Raw genomic sequence first — 20,248 nt, 5'->3', positions numbered from 1 at the left:
GGGATGCCCGCCCGCGCTCCGACCGGCCGGATCATCGCCGCCGCCGGCCTGATCGGTGCCGTGCCAGCGCTCACCCTGCTCCTGCTCCTGGCCGAGGGCGAACTCGCCATCGGCCCTGGCCTGCTCGCCCTCGTCACCTGCGGCCTCGGCGCGCTGGCCATCGCCCAGCTCTGGATCGGTAACCTCGCCCGCCTCGCCGAGGCGCTGCGCCGCGCCGCCGCCGCCGATGGCCGCCTCGTCCCACCCGACGGCACGCCCCTGCTGCCCGCCGTCGCCGAGATCGCCGAGGGCGTCGCCCGCCTCGCCCGGACGCTCGCCGACCAGGGCGAGCTGGTCGGCCGCCTCCGCCGCGCCGACGAGGCGATCGTCGAGCGCCTGCCCGACCCGCTGCTCGTGCTCTCGCCGGGCCGCCGCCCGCTGCGTGCCAATGCCGCCGCCCGCGCGCTCTTCGGCGCGGCCGACCAGGGCCCGCCGCGCGACGGCGACGTCGCCGCCCTGCTCCGCCACCCCATGCTCGCCGATGCCGTCGACCGGGCGCTGGCCGAGGGCCGCCCGCAGACCGCCGACATTGCCCTCCCCGTACGGGTGACACGGGAAATCGCCGCCCAGGTCATCCCGATGGACCCGCCGCTGGCCGATGGCGGCCGCATCGTCATCGTGCTCTCAGACCGCTCGCGCGAGCGCGCGGTGGAGCGGATGCGCGCCGATTTCGTCGCCAATGCCAGCCACGAGCTGCGCACCCCGCTCGCCAGCCTGATCGGCTTCATCGAGACGCTGCGCGGCCCGGCCGAGGACGACCCCGCCGCCCGCCAGCGCTTCCTCGGCATCATGGCCGAGCAGTCGGAGCGCATGCGCCGGCTGATCGACGACCTGCTTGGCCTCTCCCGCATCGAGATGGCCGAGCACCAGCCGCCGACCGGCCAGGCCGACCTCGCCACCATCGCCCGCGCCGAGGCCGATGCGCTGGAGCCCCTCTTCCGCGCCCGCAAGGCAAGCCTCGCGGCCGAGCTGGAGCCCGGCGCCCTCGCGGCGCCGGCCGACGCAGAGCAGCTGGCCCAGGTGCTGCGCAACTTGATCGAGAATGCCATTCGCCATGGCCGCGAGGGCGGCGCCGTGCGCCTCGCCGTCGCCCGCTGCACCGGCGGCCCGCGCCTGCCCAACCGTGCCGGCGTGCTCGTCTCCGTGCAGGACGACGGCCCCGGCATCCCGCCCGAGCACATCCCCCGCCTCACCGAACGCTTCTACCGCGTCGACCGCGGCCGCTCGCGCAGCGCCGGCGGCACGGGGCTTGGCCTCGCCATCGTCAAGCACATCGTCAACCGCCACCGCGGCCTGCTGCTGATCGAGAGCGAGCCGGGCAGCGGCGCCTGCTTCAAGGTCTGGCTGCCGGCTGGCCCTGCCGCCTGATACATGAAAACGCGTTGAAACCGTACCGACACGACCAGGGCCGACGACTAATGACTCGCCCTCCCACGCCGTAACGCCGGGTGGGCGGCTGGGAGATTCGCGCTCTCGCCTGAACCTGGCGAGGAGCAGCCATTGAACGAAGCGGCACTTCCCACTCCGTCGAACCGAATCCTCGCTGCCCTGCCGCCGGCCGACCTGCACCGTCTCTGGCCAAGCCTGAAGCCCGTCGAGCTCCCGTTCCGCCAAAGCATCCAAACGCCGGGCGGCATCATCACCGCTGCGCATTTCGTTGATTCGGGCTTCGTCTCCATGGTCGTCACCCTCCGAGACGGTGACGGCGCCGAGGTCGGCCTGGTCGGCAACGAGGGGATGCTTGGCCTGCCGCTGCTCTACGGCACCGACCGCTCCGACATCGAGGGCATCGTCCAGCACCCCGGCATCGCGTTGCAACTGGAAGCCGAAGCCTTCGCCGAGGCGTTGGAATGGAGCCCCACGCTGCGCCGCCAGGTGCTGCTCTACGCCATGGCGCAGTACCATCAGGTGGCACGCACCGCCGCCTGCAACGGCCGCCACCACACCGAGCAGCGCCTCGCCCGCTGGCTGCTGATGGCGCATGATCGCGTCGGCGGCGACCGTTTCGCCATCACCCATGAGCTGCTTTCGATGATGCTCGGCGTCCGCCGCGCCGGCGTGACGGTGGCGGCCGGCAGCCTGCAGCGCGCCGGCCTCATCCGCTACGAGCGCGGCCAGCTCGAGATCGCCAACCGTACTGGCCTCGAAGCCGCCGCCTGCGAATGCTACGCGGCAGTGCTGCAGGAAGCCGAGCGCCTGAGTGGCCTCGGCAGCCTTTAGAACCGCCGCGGTATTTAACCGTACAGACCGACGTGGCCGGATTGCGCTGTTGTCCGTCGCTTGCCCCGAGGGATGCACGATGACCGTGGCGTTTCCGGATGCTACCCAGGCTAGGCTTGGTGCGCTCCGCCTCCTCATCGTCGAGGATGAGGCTCTGGTCGCCATGCTGGTCGAGGATGAGCTGGAGGCAGCCGGCGCGACCGTGCTCGGCACCGCCAGCTCGGTCGAGGATGCGCTCTACCGCATCGAACTCGCCTGTGCCAATGGCGGGCTGGATGCCTGCCTGCTCGACATGAACCTCTGCGGCCGGAGCGCCCTGCCGGTGGCGGACCAGCTGGCCCGCCGCGCCGTGCCTTTCGTCTTCATGACGGGCTATGGCGACGATCCCGGCCAGGGGCGCCATACCGGCGTCCCCACCGTGCGCAAGCCGTTCGATCCGCAGAACCTGATTCAGGTCCTGCGCCGCACCGCGCTCCGCCCGCCGCTCGACCCAGCCCGCTAGATGTCGGGATTCAGGGTCGCGCTGCTGCCGAAGGGCCGGCTGTCCGGCAGGTTATCGCCACCGCGCGATCCATCCGGCGCCGGGTCGCCACCGCCCTCGCAAGCCGCCTTGATGGCGCCCAGGGTCCGCTCCATCGCAATCCGCATGGCATGGTCGACGGCACCCGACTCCCGCTCCATCCGCTCGGCCACCTTCGGCTCCGGCACGATGCTCAGGCGGATCGATACCTCGGCCCCGCCCTCGGCCTCGGTCACCACCATCTCCCCGCCGTAGTCCTTGAGACTGTCGGAGCCCCAGCGCATCCGCCGCGCCTCCGCCTCGACCTGGATCCAGCCCTCGTCGCGGTAGGCGTGCCCATGCGACTCGCCCTCCATGGCGATGCGCCCCGGCCCCTGCTGCTCGACGCGCTGCACGGTCTCGAGGTAGCGCGGCATGGCGGTCGGGTCGGAGAGGAAGGCGAAGACCTCCGCCGCGGGACGGTCGATCCTGATCCTGCCGGTGAACTCGCCCATTTGGGTTTCCTCCTGCCTGTGCCTGGCAAAACGTCAGGCAGGGCAGGGCCGTTCCCCGGCCTCAGGCGCGGGCGCGCTTCCGCCCGCCCCGCCGCTTCTCCGGGTCGTAGCCGCCGCCGCCGGGGCCAAGCGGCTTCGGCTTCCAGTCGGCCTTGGGCCGGCCTGGGCCCTTGGCCGGCGCCTTCGGCGCGCTCTCCTGCAGGCTGCGCCCGGCGAGGTTCGGCTCCAGCCCGAGATCGAGCGCCTCCATGCGCTTGATCTCGTCGCGCAGCCGGGCCGCCTCCTCGAACTCCAGGTCGGCCGCCGCCGCCCGCATCCGCTTCTCCAGGTCGGCGATGGTGGCCCGCAGGTTGCTGCCGATGAACTGCGCGGAGGCATCGCCCTCCACCGCCTCGACCGTCACGTAGTCCTGCTCGTAGACCGACTGCATGACATCGGCGATCTGCCGCTTGATGGTCGTCGGCGTGATGCCGTGCTCGGCATTCCAGGCCATCTGCTTGGTGCGGCGCCGCTCGGTCTCCTCCAGCGCCTTCCTGAGGCTGTCGGTCATTCGGTCGGCATAGAGCACCACCCGCCCCTCGGCATTGCGCGCGGCGCGGCCGATGGTCTGGATCAGCGAGGTGGCGGAGCGCAGGAAGCCCTCCTTGTCGGCATCGAGGATGGCGACCAGCGTGCATTCGGGGATGTCGAGCCCCTCGCGCAGCAGGTTGATCCCGACCAGCACGTCGAAGACGCCGCGCCTGAGGTCGCGGATGATCTCGATCCGCTCCAGCGTGTCGACATCCGAGTGCAGGTAGCGGACCTTGATGCCCGCCTCGGTCATGTAGTCGGTCAGGTCCTCCGCCATGCGCTTGGTGAGCGTCGTCACCAGCACGCGGCCGCCCTTGACGATCTGGTCGCGGCATTCGGCGAGCAGGTCGTCCACCTGCCCCTCAACCGGGCGGATCTCCGTCACCGGGTCGATCAGCCCGGTCGGCCGGATGACCTGCTCGGCGAAGACGCCGCCCGTCCGCTCCATCTCCCACGGCCCGGGCGTCGCGCTGACGAAGACGGTCTCGGGCCTATAGGTCTCCCACTCCTCGAATTTCAGCGGCCGGTTGTCCATGCAGGAGGGCAGGCGGAAGCCGAACTCGTTCAGCACGCTCTTCCGCGCGAAGTCGCCCCGGTACATGCCGCCGAGCTGGCCGACGGTCACGTGGCTCTCATCGACGACCAGCAGGGCATTCTCGGGCAGGTACTCGAAGAGCGTCGGCGGCGGCTCGCCCGGCCGGCGCCCGGTCAGGTAGCGGCTGTAGTTCTCAATGCCCTTGCAGGAGCCGGTGGTCTCCAGCATCTCGATGTCGAACTGCGTGCGCTGCTCCAGCCGCTGCGCCTCCAGCAGCCGCCCCTCCGCATGCAGCTCCGCCAGCCGCTGCTTCAGCTCCGCCTTGATGGAGATGATCGCCTGCTGCAGCGTCGGCCGCGGCGTGACGTAGTGGCTGTTGGCGTAGATGTGGACGCGCTCCATCTCCGCCGTGATCTCGCCGGTCAGCGGGTCGAATTCTTTCAGCCCGTCGATCTCGTCGCCGAAGAGGTTGATGCGCCAGGCGCGGTCCTCGAGGTGGGAGGGCCAGATATCCACCGTCTCGCCGCGGATGCGGAAAGTCCCCCGCGCGAAGAAGGCGTCGTTCCGCCGGTACTGCTGCTCGACCAGCCCCTTGACGAGCACGTCGCGCTCGATCCGCCCGCCGAGCTCGAGCTTCACCACCATCCGCGAATAGGTCTCGACCGAGCCGATGCCGTAGATGCAGGAGACGGAGGCGACGATCACCACGTCGTTCCGCTCCAGCAGGGACTGGGTGGCGGAATGGCGCATGCGGTCGATCTGCTCGTTGATCTGCGCGTCTTTTTCTATGTAGGTGTCCGTCCGCGGCACATAGGCCTCGGGCTGGTAGTAGTCGTAGTAGGAGACGAAGTACTCGACCGCGTTCTCCGGGAAGAAGCTCTTCATCTCCCCGTAGAGCTGGGCGGCAAGCGTCTTGTTCGGCGCGAGGATCAGCGTCGGCCGCTGCAGCTGCTCGATCACCTTCGCCATGGTGAAGGTCTTGCCCGAGCCGGTGACGCCGAGCAGCACCTGGTCCCGCTCCCCGGCCTTAAGACCGGCGGTGAGCTGCTTGATGGCCTCCGGCTGGTCGCCGTTGGGCTCGAAGGGGGAGACGACCTTCAGCCGCCGCTCCGGCGGCGGGGCGGGCCGCTTCGGCGGGTAGAACATAACGGGCGGGAGGATCTGGTTCATCGCCCCCTTAAATTGGACTTCGCGGCGGCTGAATCCAGCGAAAAACCTGCAACGAAGGGGGGCCGGAGCCCCCCTTCGAGCCTTACCGCCGACTGCGCAGCATCGCGCTGATCGCCCAGGTCGCCGCCACGGCGACGCCGATCGCCAGCAGCGGCCGCGACCGCGTCACTTCGCGGAGCTGGTCGGCCACGTCATAAGCCGCATCGCGCCCGTCGCGGGCGTAGTAGCCGGCGCGGTTGGCGACATCGCTCGCCGCCGGGCCGAGGCGCCGCTCGACGAGGTCTTCAAGCTGGCCCCAGAGGCGGGACAGCTCGCCGCGGGCGTCGTCGCCCCTGTCGCGGAGCGACCCGCCGACATCGCGGAGGCGCTCGCCGGTGCCGCGCAGGCTGCTGGACGCGCGGCGGCCATAGCGTTCGGCGTCGTCGCGCGCGTCATCGGCACGGGAACGGAGGCTGGACAGGAAACCATCGACCATCGGATCTCTCCATTTCGGTTGCGCCCTCTAACGGCGCTCGCCGCCGCGGGTTCACCGGCCATCCCCATGGCGTTACAAGCCGGTATGAACCCCAGTGAAGTCGCCGTCATCGGCGCCGGCCCGGCCGGGCTGATGGCGGCCGAGACGCTCGCTGCGGCCGGAGTGCCCGTCACCGTCTTCGACCGCATGCCGAGCCCCGGCCGCAAGTTGCTGATCGCCGGCGGGGGCGGGCTGAACCTGACGCATTCGGAGCCGCTGGAGCGGTTCGTCACCCGCTATGGCCCCGCCCGTGCGCGGCTCGAACCCGCCCTAAGCGCCTTTCCACCCGCGGCGCTGACGGCATGGGCCGAAGCCTTGGGCCAGCCCGTCTTCATCGGCAGCAGCGGCCGCATCTTCCCCCGCGCACTGAAGGCCTCGCCCCTGTTGCGCGCCTGGCTGGCCCGGCTGGCCGGGCAGGGGGTCACCCTCCGCCCCCGCCACCGCTGGGAGGGTTGGGACGAGGCCGGCGCCCTCCACCTCGCCAGCCCCGACGGTCCGCTGGCGCTCCGCCCGGCGGCGACGTTGCTCGCCCTCGGCGGCGCTTCCTGGCCCCGCCTCGGCTCCGACGGCGCCTGGACACGCTTCTTCCCGGGTGAGGTCGCCCCCCTCCGCCCCGCCAATTGCGGCTTCCTTTGCCTCTGGTCGGACATCTTCCGCCGCCGCTTCGAGGGCCAGCCGCTGAAGCGCGTCGCCCTCGAGTTCCGCGGCGAGCGGGTGAGGGGAGAGGCGCTGGTGACGGCGGCCGGCCTCGAAGGCGGCGCCCTCTACGCCCTCTCCGCCGCCCTGCGCGAGGCCATCATCGCCGAAGGCCATGCCACCCCATCCCTCGACCTCCGCCCCGACGATCCGCCCGAGATCCTGGCTGCCCGCCTCGACGGCCCCCGCGGGGGCCTCTCGTTCTCGAACCACCTCCGCCGCGCCGGCCTCCCGCCCATCGCCATCGGCCTGGTGCAGGAGGCGCTGCATGCCGGCGCCACCCAGCCGCTCTCCCGCCTGGTGAAGGCGCTGCCCCTCCGCCTGATCGGCACCGCCCCTATCGAGCGCGCCATCTCCACCGCCGGCGGATTGCGGTGGGAGGCGGTGGACGAGCATCTCATGCTCCGCTCCCGCCCCGGCACCTTCCTTGCCGGCGAGATGCTGGACTGGGAGGCGCCGACCGGCGGCTACCTGCTCCAGGCCTGCTTCAGCACGGGCGTGGCGGCGGCACGCGGCATCCTCCGCCACCTCGGCGGATGAGCCTCACTCGTCCAGCACGGCGAAGACCAGCAGCAGCGTCCGTTGCAGCATGTTCTCGTTGTCGTCGGAGACGAGCGCCACCAGCGTCCGCCCGCCGGCGCGGAAGACGGTGATCCCCTCGAAATTGTCCCGCGGAAGCGGCGCCTCCAGGCGGAGGACCTCCTCCCCCTCCAGCACGCCGGCCTCCAGCTGCGCGGCCGAGAGCCGCACCACCCGCCCGCCGAAGCCGCCGAAGATGGAGAAGCTCCGCTCCAGCACCAGCGCCCCGCCCTCCGGCAGTGCCGTCACATCCGCCGGGTCGAACCCATCCTCCGGCCGGTAGGCGATCCGCCGCCAATTCCCTGGCCCGCCGATCCAGCCGCGCCGCAGCGTCTCGTCCCTGCGGGGGTGGAATTTCTCGGCGATCGCCAGCCACCGCCCGTCACGGAGCACGGTCAGCGATTCCAGCCCGCCGTTCCGGGGCGCGAATTCCAGCCCCGGCGGCGCCTCGACATACTCGCCCGGCCCGTCGATCTCCCGGTAGCGCCTGATGCGCTGCCACCGCTCGAAGCCGATCAGCCAGCCCCCATCCGGCAGCCGGGCGAGGGACTCGGCATCCCCGCCATAGCCCCGCCGCAAGGGCACCCCGCTGCCATCGCGCAGCGGCCCGGTCCGCAGCTCGGCCAGATCCTGCGGCCGCCCCTCGCGCAGCACCAGCCGAGCCGTCACCCAATGACCAAGGTCGCTGATGGCGGTCAGCCGCAGCTCGTCGTCGATATGCAGCGCCGACAGCCCACCGAAGCCCAGTACCTCGTCGCTGAGCTGCAAGGCCCCGAGCGCTTCGAAGCGGCTGCCGGGCGGCAGCGGGTCGAGCGCCAGAGGCCGCGACACGGATTGCGCGCCACCGCTGGAGCAGCCGGCGAGGGCCAGCGCCGCCAGCAGCGTGCGACGGGAAAGGCGGTGCGGAGCCCGCGGGGGCATGGGGGTTCGGATCCTCAGGGAGCGCCTGGAGATAGTCCGAAACCCCGGCCGTTGTCACACAAGAACGGCGGAGCGCTCCGCCGAGGCCCGCTGCCAGGCCTCCGCCGCATCCTCGTCGAAGAGCTCGGCCAGCTTCTTCATCATGGTGCCGCCCAGCTCCTCGGCATCGACGATGGTCACCGCCCGGCGGTAGTAGCGCGTCACGTCATGGCCGATGCCGATGGCGATCAGCTCCACATCGCCGCGGCCCTCGATGTCGCCGATCACCTTGCGCAGGTGCCGCTCCAGGTAGTTGCCGGGATTGACCGAGAGCGTGCTGTCATCCACCGGCGCCCCGTCCGAGATGACCATGAGGATGCGCCGGTGCTCCGGCCGGACGCGCAGGCGCTTGTAGGCCCATTCCAGCGCCTCGCCGTCGATGTTTTCCTTGAGCAGCCCCTCGCGGAGCATCAGTCCAAGATTCTTCCGCGCCCGCCGCCAGGGGGCATCGGCGGCCTTGTAGATGACGTGCCGCAGGTCATTCAGCCGGCCGGGGTTGCGCGGCTTGCCCTCCTGCACCCAGCGCTCGCGGGATTGGCCGCCCTTCCAGGCGCGGGTGGTGAAGCCGAGGATCTCGGTCTTGACCGCGCAGCGCTCCAGCGTCCGGGCCAGGATGTCGGAGCACATGGCGGCAACCGTGATCGGCCGGCCGCGCATGGAACCGGAGTTGTCGATCAGCAGGGAGACGACGGTGTCGCGGAAATCCGCCTCGCGCTCGCGCTTGTAGGAGAGCGAGAGCATCGGGTTGGCGACGATGCGGGCGAGCCGCGCCGCGTCGAGCTGGCCCTCCTCGAGGTCGAATTCCCAGGCCCGCTGCTGCTGCGCCAGCAGGCGGCGCTGCAGGCGGTTGGCGAGCTTGGAGACGACGCCCTGCAGGTGGCTGAGCTGCTGGTCGAGCTGCTGGCGCAGGCGCCCCAGCTCCTCCGGGTCGCAGAGCTCGTCAGCGTCGGTGGTCTCGTCGAAATTGGTGGTGAAGGGGTGGTAGCGGCTGGCGTCGTCGGTCTGCGGCACCTCGCGGCGCTGCTGCGGCCCGCCAGGCTTGTCGTCGCCCTCGGCGGCGGCGCCTTCGTCCTCGGTCTCCTGCGCCTCCTCCTCGGCCGCCTCGCCCTGCATGGTCTCGGGCTGGGCGCCGAGCATGCTCTCCTGGTCCTGCGACTGCGCCTCGCCCTCGCCGGACTGGTCCTGCTGGCTGGACTGCTCGCCGCTCTCCTCGCCGTCCTCCTGCTCCTCCGCCTCGCTCTCCACCTCGGCCTCGGCCAGGTCGAGGGCGGTCAGCAGCTTGCGGGCGGCGCGGGCGAAGGCATCCTGGTCGTCCGTCGCGCGGGCCATCTCCTTGAGCGCGGCGTCGGCACCCTCGCCGAGGCTGTCGCGCCAGAGGTCGAGGACGCGATGCGCGGCCTGCGGCGCCGGCTCGCCCGAGATGCGCTCGCGGGCCAGGAGGGACAGCGCCGCCGGCAGCGGCAGCTGGTCCTTCCGGGTCATCCGGTCGTAGCCCTCTGTCTCGCAAAGGTCGTTCAGCCGCGCCCGGAGGTTGGCGGCGACGCCGGACATGTGCTTGCTGCCGACGGCCTCGACGCGGACATCCTCAAGCGCGTCGTAGACCTCACGGGCCTCGCGGCGCTGCGGCACCCGCGAGGCATGCACGGCCTCCGAGTGGTGGCGGATCTTGAGCGCCGCGGCATCCGCCGCGCCACGCAGCTTCGCCATCTCGGCGGGCGGCAGGGCACGGGTCGGCAGCGGCAACCGCACGCGCTTGCCCGCGACGCCGCCCGGCCCCGGCTGGAAGGCCACCTGGACCTCCGCATTGGCATGGGCGATGGCGCGCAGCGTCCCGGCCGTGGCGCGCTTGAACTCTTCCTGGCGGGTCAGGTCCTGTTTCGACATGTTCTATCGCTTCCGCTTCAGTCCCCGGCCTTCAGGGCGTGTCCGCAAAGGGCTGCGGCGCGTCTCGGCGGGTCTTTTCCGTCATGGCGGCGTCACCGGACTTGCCGATGCAACCGGCATCGGCTGCGTCCGCTTCCTGGCCCTGCCGAAAAATCCCTCGCCGATCCATCGCCGGTCCCTTCGCGGACACGCCCTGGTCGCTGAGAGGGCGGGGCTCAGCCCGCCTTCTTCAGCAGCCCCGTGCTCGGCAGGTCCTCGTTGAAGCAGCGCTGGTAGTACTCGGCCACCGTGCTGCGCTCCGCCTCGTCGCACTTGTTGAGGAAGGTGAGGCGGAAGGCGAAGCCGACATCGCCGAAGATGCGGGTGTTCTCGGCCCAGGTGATGACCGTGCGCGGCGACATCACCGTGCTGATGTCCCCGGCGATGAAGCCGGCGCGGGTGAGGTCGGCGAGCGCCACCATCGCCTCGACGCGCTTCTTCATCTTGGCGTCGGAAGCGTCGAGGCCGAGCTTCGCCATCACGATCTGCGTCTCCTGCGCATGCGGCAGGTAGTTCAGCGTGGCGACGATGTTCCAGCGGTCCATCTGGCCCTGGTTGATCTGCTGGGTGCCGTGATAGAGGCCGGTCGTGTCGCCGAGGCCCACCGTGTTCGCCGTGGCGAAGAGGCGGAAATAAGGATTCGGCCGGATCACCCGGTTCTGGTCGAGCAGCGTCAGCTTGCCCTCGACCTCCAGCACGCGCTGGATGACGAACATCACGTCCGGCCGGCCGGCGTCGTACTCGTCGAAGACCAGCGCGCAGGGGTGCTGGAGCGCCCAGGGCAGGATGCCCTCGCGGAACTCCGTCACCTGCTTGCCGTCCTTCAAGACGATGGCGTCCTTGCCGATCAGGTCGATGCGGCTGATGTGGCTGTCGAGGTTGACGCGGATGCAGGGCCAATTCAGCCGGGCCGCGACCTGCTCGATATGGGTCGACTTGCCGGTGCCGTGGTAGCCCTGGATCATGACCCGCCGGTTGTTGGCGAAGCCGGCGACGATGGCGAGCGTCGTCTCGCGGTCGAAGCGGTAGGTGTCGTCCACCTCCGGCACGTGCTCGGTGCGTTGTGAGAAGGCAGGCACCTGCATGTCGATGTCGAGGCCGAAGGCCTCACGCGCGCTCACGCTGGTGTCCGGGGCTTCGATCGCCGAGGTGGGACGGATTTCGGCGAGGTTGGCGACCTTGTTCATCGGCATCCGCTCAGGTTCTTGAGGAAAGTCTAGGACAGGGGAAGGCGGCAGGCTACCCGGCTTCCGGCGATTTCAAAACCGCGGGCCGGCTCATCGGGCAGCGCCCGCTTCGGCCGGCGCCGCCTGGAAGCCGCCCGAGCCGGCCCGCTGGCGCAGCAGGCTGTAGGCACGGTTGACATCCTTAAGACGGTCCTCCGCGCCGCGGTCGCCGCCATTGGCATCCGGGTGCAACTGCTTGGCCAGCGCGTGGTAGCGGGCGCGCAAGGTCGGCTGGTCCAGCGGCCACTCGAGGCCCAGAACGTCGAGCGCGGCCCGTAGTTCGGGCGGCGCCTGCGGCCTTTCGGGCTGTTTCGTCCGCTTGGCATGCAGCGGCGTCGCATAGAGCAGGCCGAGCGGATCGCGCAGGAACTCGGCGCTGATGCGCTGGCTGCCGCCGAGCCTGCCGAGCGGCCAGGTCGGCCGCTGCCAGGCGGTATCGTGGCGGAGATTGGCCTCGATCTCGTTCGGGCCCATGCCTTTGTAATAGTCCCAGGAGGCATTGTACTCCCGGATATGCGGCAGGCAGAACCAGCGGTACTCGTTGAGGGTCGTGCGGGATTTCGGCGCCCGGTACTCGGCTTGCGCCTCGCATCCCGGCATCTCGCAGGGGCGGGGCGGGCTCAGGGGCTCGGGCTTGGCACCACGTCGGGGGGGCATCGGTGATTTATGGGCGCCCACCCCCGGGTCTGCAAGCCGAGGCGGCCCCGCTTGCCCGATCGGGCGAAAGGGGTGAGAACCCGCCAATGCAGACCCGCGCCAGCCGTATCGAGGCCAGCCTCGCCGCCGCCTTCCCCGGCGCCTCGATCACGGTCGAGGACGACAGCCACCGCCATGCCGGCCATTCCGGCGCCCGCCCCGGCGGCGAGACGCATTACAGCCTGCTGGTGGTCAGCGACCGCTTCGCCGGCATGGGGCGCCTGGCCCGCTCGCGCGCCGTCCATGCCGCGCTGGAGGCCGAGTTCCAGGGCGGCATGCATGCCCTCTCCCTCCGCCTGCTGACGCCGGAAGAAGCCGAATCAAAGGGGTAGCGCCATCGAAGGGGTAGCGGTGGGGCGCCGGTGGGTCTATGCCTCCGCGCTCCCGTCTTTGTCAGGATTTACCAGAATGACCCCAGCCGAACTCGCCGCGGTGCAGGCGCATCTCCGCCGGCTGCTGGGCAACGACAAGATCAAGCTCACCACGCCGCAGCGCAAGAATGCCTCGGTGGAGCTCTTCGTCGGCTCGGAATTCGTCGGCACCGTCCACCGCGACATGGAGGATGGCGAGGTCTCCTATGCCATCCAGATCGTCGTGCTGGCCGAGGACCTGTCGCAGATCAACTGAACCCTGCCCAGCCTCGCGCATTGAGGCCGGCATGAGCGACAGCGCCCCCCCGCCCGCCTCCCCGCGGCTCGAAGCCATCCAGTGTCCGCATTGCGAGGAGGTGACGATGCCGAACCTGCTGCCCGACGGCAGCACGGTCTGCTCCTGCACGGCCGAGCGGGCCATCCCGCTTGCCGAGGACGGGCCCCTTCAGGCAGTCCCCGTGCAGGCCGCGCCGATGGATACCGCCGGCGAGAGCCAGCGCGGTCCGCTGCCCGAGGACAAGGGGCAGTTCGGCGAGGACATCGCCACCGAGGACTACAAGCGGATGTAGCTCAGAGCACCTGCGCCGCCTTCAGCACCTCGGCCGCATGCGCCTCCGGCTTCAACTTGCGCCAGACCTTCGCCACCTTGCCTTCGGCATCGACGAGGAAGCTGCTCCGCTCCATCCCCATGTACTTCTTGCCGTACATGGACTTCCCGACCCAGACCCCATAGGCCTCGGCCACCGTGTGGCCCTCGTCCGAGGCCAGCGGGAATTCCAGGCCGAATTTGGCGGCGAATTTCTCGATCGGCGGCAGCTTGTCCGGGCTCACCCCGATGACCGTCAGCCCCAGCTTGCCGAGCTGCGGCAATGCCTCCTGGATGCCGCAGGCCTGCTTCGTGCAGCCGGGCGTATCCGCCTTCGGGTAGAAGTAGAGCAGGAATGGCGCCCCCTTCAGCCCGTCGAGGCTCACTGTCCGCCCTCCGCTCGCCGGCATGCTGAACGCCGGGGCCGCCTGCCCCTCCACCGGTCCCGCCTCGCTCATCCTGCGCCCCCCAGCACGCCGACCCGCCGCTCGAAGATCGCGCGGACCGTTCCGGCCATGTCCTGCATCTGAGCGCGGAGCGCGGCGAGGTCAAGCGGCCGCGGATCGAGCAGCGGCGTCACGGCCCGCAGCAGGGCCGCCTCCGCCGGGGCCGGCAGCGCCACGTCGCGCGACTTGCCGATGGTCAGCCTCACCAGCCCCAACACGGTCCGCCACAGCCGGTCGGCGGCGATCAGCGTGGCGGCCTCCTCCGCCGGCAGGACGCCGTACTGGCCGAGCCGGGCGAGCGCCGTCCGCGTCGTCGTCGCCAGCACCCGTGGCTCGCGCGGCGCATGGGCCAGCTGGAGGGCCTGGGCGATGAACTCCACCTCGATCAGCCCGCCCGGCATCGCCTTCACGTCCCAGGGACCTTCGGCCGGCAGATCCCGCAGCATCCGCGCCCGCATGGCCGTCGCATCGACCAGCGCCACCTCGGCCGCGCCGGGCTTCAGCATCGCCGCCCGCAGCACCTCGTTGATGCGGCGCTTCAGGGCCGGCGGCCCGGCCACCGGCCGCGCCCGGGTCAGCGCCATCCGCTCCCAGGTCCAAGCATTCTCCCGGTGGTACTGCTCAAGCCCGGCCAGCCGGATCGCCACCGGCCCCTTGTTGCCCGAGGGGCGGAGCCGCATGTCGACCTCCCACAGCCGCCCCTCCGCCCCCGGCGCGGTGATGGCGCCGACGACCTGCGGCGCGAGGCGGATGAAGTATTCGGAAGGCGCCAGGCCCTTCCGCCCGCCCACGCTCTCGGTGGCGTCCGGGTCGTGGTCGTAGAGCAGGACGAGGTCGAGGTCGGAGCCGGGCAGCATCTCCCGCCCCCCGAGCTTGCCGAAAGCGACGACGGCCAGCGCACCGCCCGGCACCCGCCCGTAGCGCTCGGCGAAATCCGCCGAGACCCGCGGCAGCAGCGCCGCGATGGCCGAATCCGCCAGGTCCGCCCGCAGCTCTCCCGCCGCATCTCCGTCGAGCTGGCCCTCCAGCTCCGCCGCGTCGATCTCGAATTTCCGCTCAGTGGCCAGCCGCCGCGCCGCCTCCAACGCCTCCTCCAAGTGACGGGCATCCTTCACCAGCGCCGGCAGCCCAGCCGAGGGGTCGGCCCCGGCGGGCGACAGGCTCCCGGCCAGCAGCCCGTCGAGCGCCGCCGCGTTGTGGGCCAGATGATCCGCCAGCTGCGGCGCCGCGCCGAGCAACCCCGCCACCCGATCCAGCAGCGCCGGATTGCGCCGGAACAGGCTCAGCACCTGCACCCCGGCCGGCAGCCGCGCCAGCACCCGGTCGAACCGCGCCAGCGCCTGGTCGGGGTTGGACTGCTTCGAGAAGGCGGTGAGCAGCGCGGGCATCAGCTCGGTCAGCAGCTCCCGCGCCCGCTCGCTCCGCGTCGCCCGCGGCCTTCCGTGGTGCCAGGCCCGGATCATGGCCGAGACCGAGGCCGGGTCGGCGAAGCCCATCCGCTTCAGCGTCGCCGAGGTCCCCGGGTCGTCCTCCACCCCGGTGAAGACCAGGTCGCCTTGCTGCGCCTCCTCGCCGGCGAGCGAGAGCGAGGGCGAGGTCTCGAAGAAATCGCCGTAATGCCGCCCCACGCGCTCCAGGTGCCCCATGAAGGCGGCCGAGAATTCGGCAAGCGAGGGATAGCCCATGAAGGAGGCGATGCGCGCGAGCCCCGGCTCGTCCTCCGGCAGCCTGTGCGTCTGCCGGTCCGCCACCATCTGCAGCCGGTGCTCGAGGTTGCGCAGGAAGACATAGGCATCGGCGAGGTCGGCCGCCGCCCGCCGGTCGATGCGCCCGGCCCCTGCCAGCGCCGCCAGCGCGCCGAGCGTCGTCGGGTCGCGCAGCCCCGGGTCGCGCCCGCCCCAGATCAATTGCAGCACCTGCGCGGTGAACTCGATCTCGCGGATGCCGCCCCGCCCGAGCTTCACGTCATGCCCGGCCAGCGCGATGGTGGCGCCGGCGCCCTTCGAGCCCTTGTGCGCGTGGATCTGCCGCTTGATCGAATGGATGTCGGTGACGGCGGCGAAGTCGAGGTGCCGGCGCCAGACGAAGGGCCGGATCTCGCGCAGGAATTGCTCGCCGAGCGCCCGGTCGCCCGCCACCGGCCGCGCCTTGATCATGGCGGCACGCTCCCAGTTTTGGCCCATGCTCTCGTAATAGGTGATCGCCGCCTCCAGCGAGACGGCGAGCGGCGTCGCCGCCGGGTCGGGCCTGAGCCTGAGGTCGGTGCGGAAGACATAGCCCTCCGCCGTCCGCTCCTCCATCAGCCGCACCAGGTCGCGCGCCAGCCGGACATAGGAGGCACCCGCCCGGTCGCTGTGATAGGCTGCCGCCTCCGGGTCATAGAGCACCATGAGGTCGACATCCGAGGAGTAGTTCAGCTCCCGCCCCCCGAGCTTCCCCATCCCCAGCAGGACGAGGCCGCTACCCGAGGCCGGGTTCTTCCCCGCAATGCGCAGCTCCCCGCGGGCGGCGGCGGCGAGCAGCAGATGGGTGCAGGCGAAGTCGATCACCTGTTCGGCCACGGTGGAGAGCGCCCCGGTCACCCGGTCGAGCGTCCATTGCCCCGCGATGTCCGCGACGGCCGCGATCAGGGCTGCCTGCCGCTTCGCCTGGCGCAGCAGCACGCCGACCGCCTCCCGCGACGCCGCCGGGTCGGCCCTGCCCAGCGGGTCGAGGGCGAGGGCGAAGGCCTCGTCCGGCCCGCGCTCCACGAGCCACAGCAGGGTAGGGGCCTCGCGCACCGCGAGATCGGCGAGATAGGGGCTGTGCCCGCCCAGCGCCCCGAGCAGCGCCGCGCCCTCGGCGCTGGCGGCGAAGGCGCGGCAGGCGGCATCCCGCTCGGCGAAGCGTTCCACCAGCCGGGCGGCGGCCTCGGGGTCGAAGGGGCGGGGCAGGCGATCCAGGGTCAGCATCACCCCCGAGGGAAGGCGTGACCGCCCCCGCAGGTCAAGCACCGCGTCGCATCGGCTGGCGCTGGCTGGGGTCCGCCTGCCGCATGGTGCTCGCCGCCCTGCTGCTGCTGGCCCTCGCCCTCGGCGCGCTGGCCTGGCGCCTCGGCGAGGGACCGCTCGAGATCCCCTTCCTCGCCCGGCAGATCGAGGCCGGGGTGAACGACCGTAGCGACGGCCTCCGCCTTGAGATCGGCCGCGCCGCCATCGCCTGGGAGGGCTTCCGCAACGGCTTCTCCGCGCCGCTCGACATCCGCCTCGACGATGTCCGCCTGCATGGCCTGGCCGGCGCCCCGGTGGTCGACCTGCCGGACGCCGCGGCGACGCTCTCCCTCCGCGCCCTGCTCCGCGGCACCGTCGCCCCCTCCGCCATCACCCTGCTGAATCCACGCCTCGAGGCCGTGCTCGGCCCCGACGGCAGCATCGCCATCGGCCCACCCGGCGAGGCGCAGGCGAGCGGCGGCGACCCGCTCGCCCCGCTGCGCGACCTGATGCGCCCAGCCTCGGACCGCAGCGCCGCCACCTCGCTCCGGCGCCTGCGCATCCGGGACGGCAGCCTTTCCCTGCTCGACCCGGTAAGCGGCCGCCGCTGGACCCTGGCCGGGTGGCAGCTCGACCTCCGCCGCGCCGCCGCCGGCGGGCTCGCCGGCGAGGGCGCCGCCCGCCTGGAGTCAGGCGATGCCTCCGTCCAGGTCCGGCTCGAGGCCCGCGCCGAGGGCGAGCCGATGCGGCTCAGCGCCAGCATCAGCCTGCCCGCCCTCCGCCCGCCCGAACTGGCCGCGCTCTGGCCGCCGCTCGCCCCGCTCGGCCTGGTCGATGCGCTGGTCAGCCTCACCGCCCATGCCGAATTCGACGCCGAGGGCCGGCCGCAGCGCCTGCGCGCCGCCCTCGGCGCCGGCGCCGGCGCCTTCGACCTCGGCCCCGGCCCCGGCCCGGACGGCACCCCCCGCCGCCTGCCCTTCGCCAGCCTCGCCATCGCGACCAGCGGCAGCGGCCGCGCCCTCCGCCTCGAGACCGCCCGCCTGACGCTCCCCGGCCCAGGCCCCTCCCTTACCGCCCGGGGCGAGCTGCTGAACCGCGACGGCGCCTGGCACGCCGCGCTCGACCTTGCCGCCGAGCCCATCGAGGCCGCCGATCTGCCACGCGCCTGGCCCGCCGGCCTCGCCCCCGAGGCCCGTGCCGCGACGCTCGCCGCCCTGCCCGCCGGGCTTCTGCAGGAGGCCCGCCTCCAGGCCCGCTTCCGCGTTCCCGAGGCGATGGACGACCTGATGCTGGAGGATGCCCAGCTGGCGCTCGCCATCCGCAACGCCGTGGTCGATCTCGGCCGCGGCCGCCGCATCGCCGCCGAGGGCGCCGAGGTCGCCCTCTCCGGCACCCCCGACCATCTCCGCCTCGACCGCGCCACGCTCCGCCTGCCCCGCCTGCCGCGCGGCGGCCCCGCCCCCATCCTCCAGGCGAGCGGCGCCGCCACGCGCGAGGCCGGCCTCTGGCGCGGCGCGCTCGACCTCTCGCTCGACCGCCTCGCCTTCGCCGACCTTCCGGGCTATTGGCCGCGCGGCCTCGGCAGCCCCAAGGGCGGCGAGCGCGACTGGATCACCCAGAACATCACCGCCGGCGAGGTCCGCAACGGCCGCTGGCATGTCGAGGCCGAAGCCCCCGCCGGCACCCCCGACGACCTCCGCGTCACCGCCCTCTCCGGCACGGCGGAGGCGAGGGACGCGACGGTCCATTGGCTCCGTCCCATCCCGCCTGCCACCGGCGTCGCCGGCACCGCCGAATTCTCGCTCAGCGCCATCACCCTCCGCGCCCGCGCCGGCCGCCAGGGCATCGCCGAAGGGGGCCGCGCCGGCCTCGACCTGCGCGAGGGCACCGTCCGCTTCCTCAACCTCGACAGCGAGCCGGGCAATGCCGAGATCAGCCTCGGCGTCGCCGGCGCCCTGGCCGATGCGCTGGTGCTGCTGAAGCACCCCCGCCTCAAGCTCTTCGAGCGCCAGCCGCTGAAGCTCCAGGTGGCCGGCGGCACCGCCGAGGCCCGCGTGGAGATCGCCTTCCCCCTGCTTGAGGACCTCCCCGTCGACTTGCTGAAGATCAAGGCCACCGCCCGCATCGCCGATGCCCGGCTGCCCGGCCTGATCCTCGACCAGGACCTCGACCGCGCCGCCATCGAGCTCTCGGTCGATACCGACGGCCTTCGCGCCAGCGGCCAGGGCAGCCTGCTCGGCAGCCCGGTGAGGGTCACGGCCGAGCTCGATTTCCGCCGTGGCGCGCCTAACCAGGTCAGCGAACGCGCAACCCTCGCCGGCCGGCTCGATGCCCGCCAGATCGCGGTGCTGGGCTTCGACGCCATGCCCATCCTCACCGGCCCCGTCGCCCTCGAGGCCCGCAGCGAGCGCCGCCGCAACGGCCAGGGCCAGGCGACCGTGCGGGGCGACCTCACCGAGGCCCGCCTCGGCATCGAGGCGCTGAACTGGGCCAAGCCCCCCGGCACCCCCGGCACTGCCGAGGCCACCCTCCGCCTGCAGGGCGAGGCGCTCGTCGCCGCCGACAGCTTCCGCGTCGAGACCAGGGGCCTCTCGCTCCGCGGCGCCGTCCGCTTCGCCGCCCAATCCCGCCTGCAACGGGTGGAGATCACCGAGAGCCTCTTCGCCGGCTCCCGCCTCACCGGCGAGGTGCTGCCGCCAGAGCGGGGCGGCGCCCCCTGGACCATCGCGCTGCGCGGCCCGCTGCTCGACCTGCGCACCGCGCTCGGCCCGCCAGACCCGGCCGCCCAGTCGCCGCCCACGGCCGCGGACCCGCAAGGCCCGCCCCTGCTGCTCGACCTCCGCTTCGACCGTGTGACGATGGGCGAGGACCGCAACCTGCTCGGCCTGCAGGCCCGCGCCCGCACCGATGCGCGCGGCGTGGTGCGCGAGGCCCGCGCCACCGGCCGCACCGCCCCGCGCGGCCTCGGCCCCGCCGCCGGCCGCGCCCCGCCCGGCGCCTTCGAGGCCTCGCTCACCCCGCGCGGCGGGCAGCGCGTGCTCAGCCTCGTCGCCGAGGATGGCGGCGGCCTGCTCAACGCCCTCGACCTGGTGAACGAGATACAGGGCGGCCGCCTCACCGTCACCGGCCTCTATGCCGAACCCCGCCCCGGCGCGGCCCTGACCGGCACGGCGGAGCTGACGGGCTTCGTCCTGCGCGACGCTCCGGCCGCGGCGAAACTGCTCCAGGCGATGACGCTCTACGGGCTGGTGGATGCCGCCCGCGGCAATGGCGGCCTGGTCTTCAGCCGCCTCGTCGCCCCCTTCGCCCTGACGCCGGAGGCGCTGACGCTGACCGATGCCCGCGCCTTCTCCGCCTCGCTCGGCGTCACGGCGAAGGGCCGCATCCTGCGCGAGCGCGCAGTGGCCGAGATCGAGGGCACCATCGTCCCGGCCTATGTCTTCAACACGCTGCTCGGCAACCTGCCGCTGGTCGGCCGGCTGTTCAGCCCCGAGGCCGGGGGAGGGGTCTTCGCCGCCACCTACCGCATCCAGGGCCCGCTGACCGACCCCTCCGTCACGGTGAACCCGCTCGCGGCGCTGACCCCGGGCTTCCTGCGTGGCCTCTTCGGCCTGTTCGACAGCGGCAGGGAGGACACGGCCCGCAGCGGCGGCGCCCCGCCCGAGCCCGCCTGGGACGGCCGCGGCCCGCCGCCACGCTGACCGGACTGGCCGCGCCCGGCGGCACCGCGCCCG

At 72.3% G+C, this 20,248-nt stretch carries 17 protein-coding genes; 8 read left to right on the top strand and 9 right to left on the bottom strand.

Features of this window, described 5'->3' with window-relative positions; translation table 11 throughout:
• The first annotated feature begins 3 nt into the window (after nucleotides 1-3).
• From JMJ56_RS23755 to JMJ56_RS23745, 3 genes are all read left to right on the top strand, one after another.
• On the top strand, nucleotides 4-1,407 hold the full coding sequence (locus tag JMJ56_RS23755; protein ID WP_202834257.1) for an ATP-binding protein: 1,404 nt from the start codon (nucleotides 4-6) through the stop codon (nucleotides 1,405-1,407).
• A 132-nt stretch (nucleotides 1,408-1,539) separates the two neighbouring features.
• Nucleotides 1,540-2,259, top strand: a complete 720-nt coding sequence (locus JMJ56_RS23750; protein ID WP_202834256.1) for a Crp/Fnr family transcriptional regulator — start codon at nucleotides 1,540-1,542, stop codon at nucleotides 2,257-2,259.
• Nucleotides 2,260-2,338: 79 nt separating this feature from the next.
• Entirely contained in the window at nucleotides 2,339-2,761 is a 423-nt protein-coding gene (locus JMJ56_RS23745; RefSeq protein WP_202834255.1) for a response regulator, read from the top strand.
• On the opposite strand, the gene JMJ56_RS23740 is transcribed toward JMJ56_RS23745, so the two are convergent.
• The 3 genes from JMJ56_RS23740 to JMJ56_RS23730 all read right to left on the bottom strand — a co-directional run bounded on the left by JMJ56_RS23740 (nucleotide 2,758) and on the right by JMJ56_RS23730 (nucleotide 6,023).
• Nucleotides 2,758-3,273, bottom strand: coding sequence for an SRPBCC family protein (locus JMJ56_RS23740; RefSeq protein ID WP_202834254.1), 516 nt, complete (start codon nucleotides 3,271-3,273; stop codon nucleotides 2,758-2,760). The two genes, JMJ56_RS23745 and JMJ56_RS23740, sit on opposite strands and share 4 nt — an antisense overlap.
• 61 nt (nucleotides 3,274-3,334) lie before the next feature.
• A complete protein-coding gene (uvrB, locus tag JMJ56_RS23735) occupies nucleotides 3,335-5,548 on the bottom strand; it encodes an excinuclease ABC subunit UvrB (protein ID WP_202834253.1) in 2,214 nt (737 codons plus the stop codon).
• A gap of 82 nt (nucleotides 5,549-5,630) precedes the next feature.
• The gene (locus JMJ56_RS23730; RefSeq protein ID WP_202834252.1) at nucleotides 5,631-6,023 is read right to left on the bottom strand and encodes a hypothetical protein; all 393 of its coding nucleotides are present in this window, start codon (nucleotides 6,021-6,023) and stop codon (nucleotides 5,631-5,633) included.
• A gap of 84 nt (nucleotides 6,024-6,107) precedes the next feature.
• On the opposite strand from JMJ56_RS23730, the gene JMJ56_RS23725 reads away from it, so the two are divergent.
• Entirely contained in the window at nucleotides 6,108-7,298 is a 1,191-nt protein-coding gene (locus tag JMJ56_RS23725; RefSeq protein ID WP_202834251.1) for a BaiN/RdsA family NAD(P)/FAD-dependent oxidoreductase, read from the top strand.
• Nucleotides 7,299-7,301: 3 nt separating this feature from the next.
• Here JMJ56_RS23725 and JMJ56_RS23720 read toward each other — a convergent pair whose 3' ends face one another.
• The 4 genes from JMJ56_RS23720 to JMJ56_RS23705 form a co-directional block, all read right to left on the bottom strand.
• On the bottom strand, nucleotides 7,302-8,258 hold the full coding sequence (locus JMJ56_RS23720) for an esterase-like activity of phytase family protein (protein WP_202834250.1): 957 nt from the start codon (nucleotides 8,256-8,258) through the stop codon (nucleotides 7,302-7,304).
• A 54-nt stretch (nucleotides 8,259-8,312) separates the two neighbouring features.
• Nucleotides 8,313-10,181: a cobaltochelatase subunit CobT gene (cobT, locus tag JMJ56_RS23715; protein WP_202834249.1), complete on the bottom strand. Its 1,869-nt coding sequence runs from the start codon at nucleotides 10,179-10,181 to the stop codon at nucleotides 8,313-8,315.
• A 215-nt stretch (nucleotides 10,182-10,396) separates the two neighbouring features.
• Nucleotides 10,397-11,407, bottom strand: a complete 1,011-nt coding sequence (gene cobS, locus JMJ56_RS23710) for a cobaltochelatase subunit CobS (RefSeq protein WP_202834248.1) — start codon at nucleotides 11,405-11,407, stop codon at nucleotides 10,397-10,399.
• A gap of 90 nt (nucleotides 11,408-11,497) precedes the next feature.
• Nucleotides 11,498-12,103, bottom strand: a complete 606-nt coding sequence (locus JMJ56_RS23705; RefSeq protein ID WP_202834247.1) for a J domain-containing protein — start codon at nucleotides 12,101-12,103, stop codon at nucleotides 11,498-11,500.
• 86 nt (nucleotides 12,104-12,189) lie between these two features.
• Between JMJ56_RS23705 and JMJ56_RS23700 the strand changes: the two genes are divergently transcribed.
• The 3 genes from JMJ56_RS23700 to JMJ56_RS23690 all read left to right on the top strand — a co-directional run bounded on the left by JMJ56_RS23700 (nucleotide 12,190) and on the right by JMJ56_RS23690 (nucleotide 13,082).
• Entirely contained in the window at nucleotides 12,190-12,474 is a 285-nt protein-coding gene (locus JMJ56_RS23700; protein WP_202834246.1) for a BolA family protein, read from the top strand.
• Between the two features lie 76 nt (nucleotides 12,475-12,550).
• Nucleotides 12,551-12,769 (top strand): DUF3126 family protein, encoded by a 219-nt coding sequence (locus JMJ56_RS23695; RefSeq protein WP_202834245.1) that lies wholly within the window; start codon nucleotides 12,551-12,553, stop codon nucleotides 12,767-12,769.
• 31 nt (nucleotides 12,770-12,800) lie between these two features.
• Nucleotides 12,801-13,082, top strand: a complete 282-nt coding sequence (locus JMJ56_RS23690) for a hypothetical protein (protein ID WP_202834244.1) — start codon at nucleotides 12,801-12,803, stop codon at nucleotides 13,080-13,082.
• Between the two features lies 1 nt (nucleotide 13,083).
• Here the strand turns inward: JMJ56_RS23690 and bcp are convergent, their stop codons facing one another.
• Nucleotides 13,084-13,557 (bottom strand): thioredoxin-dependent thiol peroxidase, encoded by a 474-nt coding sequence (gene bcp / locus JMJ56_RS23685; RefSeq protein ID WP_202834243.1) that lies wholly within the window; start codon nucleotides 13,555-13,557, stop codon nucleotides 13,084-13,086.
• Entirely contained in the window at nucleotides 13,554-16,496 is a 2,943-nt protein-coding gene (locus JMJ56_RS23680; RefSeq protein WP_202834242.1) for a bifunctional [glutamine synthetase] adenylyltransferase/[glutamine synthetase]-adenylyl-L-tyrosine phosphorylase, read from the bottom strand. The genes bcp and JMJ56_RS23680 overlap by 4 nt, the downstream gene beginning before the upstream one ends.
• Before the next feature lie 17 nt (nucleotides 16,497-16,513).
• Here JMJ56_RS23680 and JMJ56_RS23675 point away from each other — a divergent pair, with 17 nt between their 5' ends.
• The gene (locus tag JMJ56_RS23675; protein ID WP_202834241.1) at nucleotides 16,514-20,215 is read left to right on the top strand and encodes a YhdP family protein; all 3,702 of its coding nucleotides are present in this window, start codon (nucleotides 16,514-16,516) and stop codon (nucleotides 20,213-20,215) included.
• The last annotated feature ends 33 nt before the right edge of the window (nucleotides 20,216-20,248 follow it).

This window comes from Belnapia arida (assembly GCF_016773205.1).
GTDB classification, from domain to species: Bacteria; Pseudomonadota; Alphaproteobacteria; order Acetobacterales; family Acetobacteraceae; genus Belnapia; species Belnapia arida.
Note: the sequence above shows the minus strand (reverse complement) of the source record. Positions and strands in the feature narration are given on the sequence as shown.

Bases quoted from the DNA above. Each gene is read 5' to 3' on its own strand.
- JMJ56_RS23695 (WP_202834245.1), top strand. From the start codon at position 12,551: ATGACCCCAGCCGAACTCGCCGCGGTGCAGGCGCATCTCCGCCGGCTG.
- cobS (WP_202834248.1), bottom strand. From the start codon at position 11,407: ATGAACAAGGTCGCCAACCTCGCCGAAATCCGTCCCACCTCGGCGATC.
- JMJ56_RS23755 (WP_202834257.1), top strand. From the start codon at position 4: ATGCCCGCCCGCGCTCCGACCGGCCGGATCATCGCCGCCGCCGGCCTG.
- JMJ56_RS23690 (WP_202834244.1), top strand. From the start codon at position 12,801: ATGAGCGACAGCGCCCCCCCGCCCGCCTCCCCGCGGCTCGAAGCCATC.
- uvrB (WP_202834253.1), bottom strand. From the start codon at position 5,548: ATGAACCAGATCCTCCCGCCCGTTATGTTCTACCCGCCGAAGCGGCCC.
- JMJ56_RS23745 (WP_202834255.1), top strand. From the start codon at position 2,339: ATGACCGTGGCGTTTCCGGATGCTACCCAGGCTAGGCTTGGTGCGCTC.
- JMJ56_RS23730 (WP_202834252.1), bottom strand. From the start codon at position 6,023: ATGGTCGATGGTTTCCTGTCCAGCCTCCGTTCCCGTGCCGATGACGCG.
- JMJ56_RS23720 (WP_202834250.1), bottom strand. From the start codon at position 8,258: ATGCCCCCGCGGGCTCCGCACCGCCTTTCCCGTCGCACGCTGCTGGCG.
- bcp (WP_202834243.1), bottom strand. From the start codon at position 13,557: ATGAGCGAGGCGGGACCGGTGGAGGGGCAGGCGGCCCCGGCGTTCAGC.
- cobT (WP_202834249.1), bottom strand. From the start codon at position 10,181: ATGTCGAAACAGGACCTGACCCGCCAGGAAGAGTTCAAGCGCGCCACG.
- JMJ56_RS23700 (WP_202834246.1), top strand. From the start codon at position 12,190: ATGCAGACCCGCGCCAGCCGTATCGAGGCCAGCCTCGCCGCCGCCTTC.
- JMJ56_RS23680 (WP_202834242.1), bottom strand. From the start codon at position 16,496: ATGCTGACCCTGGATCGCCTGCCCCGCCCCTTCGACCCCGAGGCCGCC.
- JMJ56_RS23725 (WP_202834251.1), top strand. From the start codon at position 6,108: ATGAACCCCAGTGAAGTCGCCGTCATCGGCGCCGGCCCGGCCGGGCTG.
- JMJ56_RS23705 (WP_202834247.1), bottom strand. From the start codon at position 12,103: ATGCCCCCCCGACGTGGTGCCAAGCCCGAGCCCCTGAGCCCGCCCCGC.
- JMJ56_RS23740 (WP_202834254.1), bottom strand. From the start codon at position 3,273: ATGGGCGAGTTCACCGGCAGGATCAGGATCGACCGTCCCGCGGCGGAG.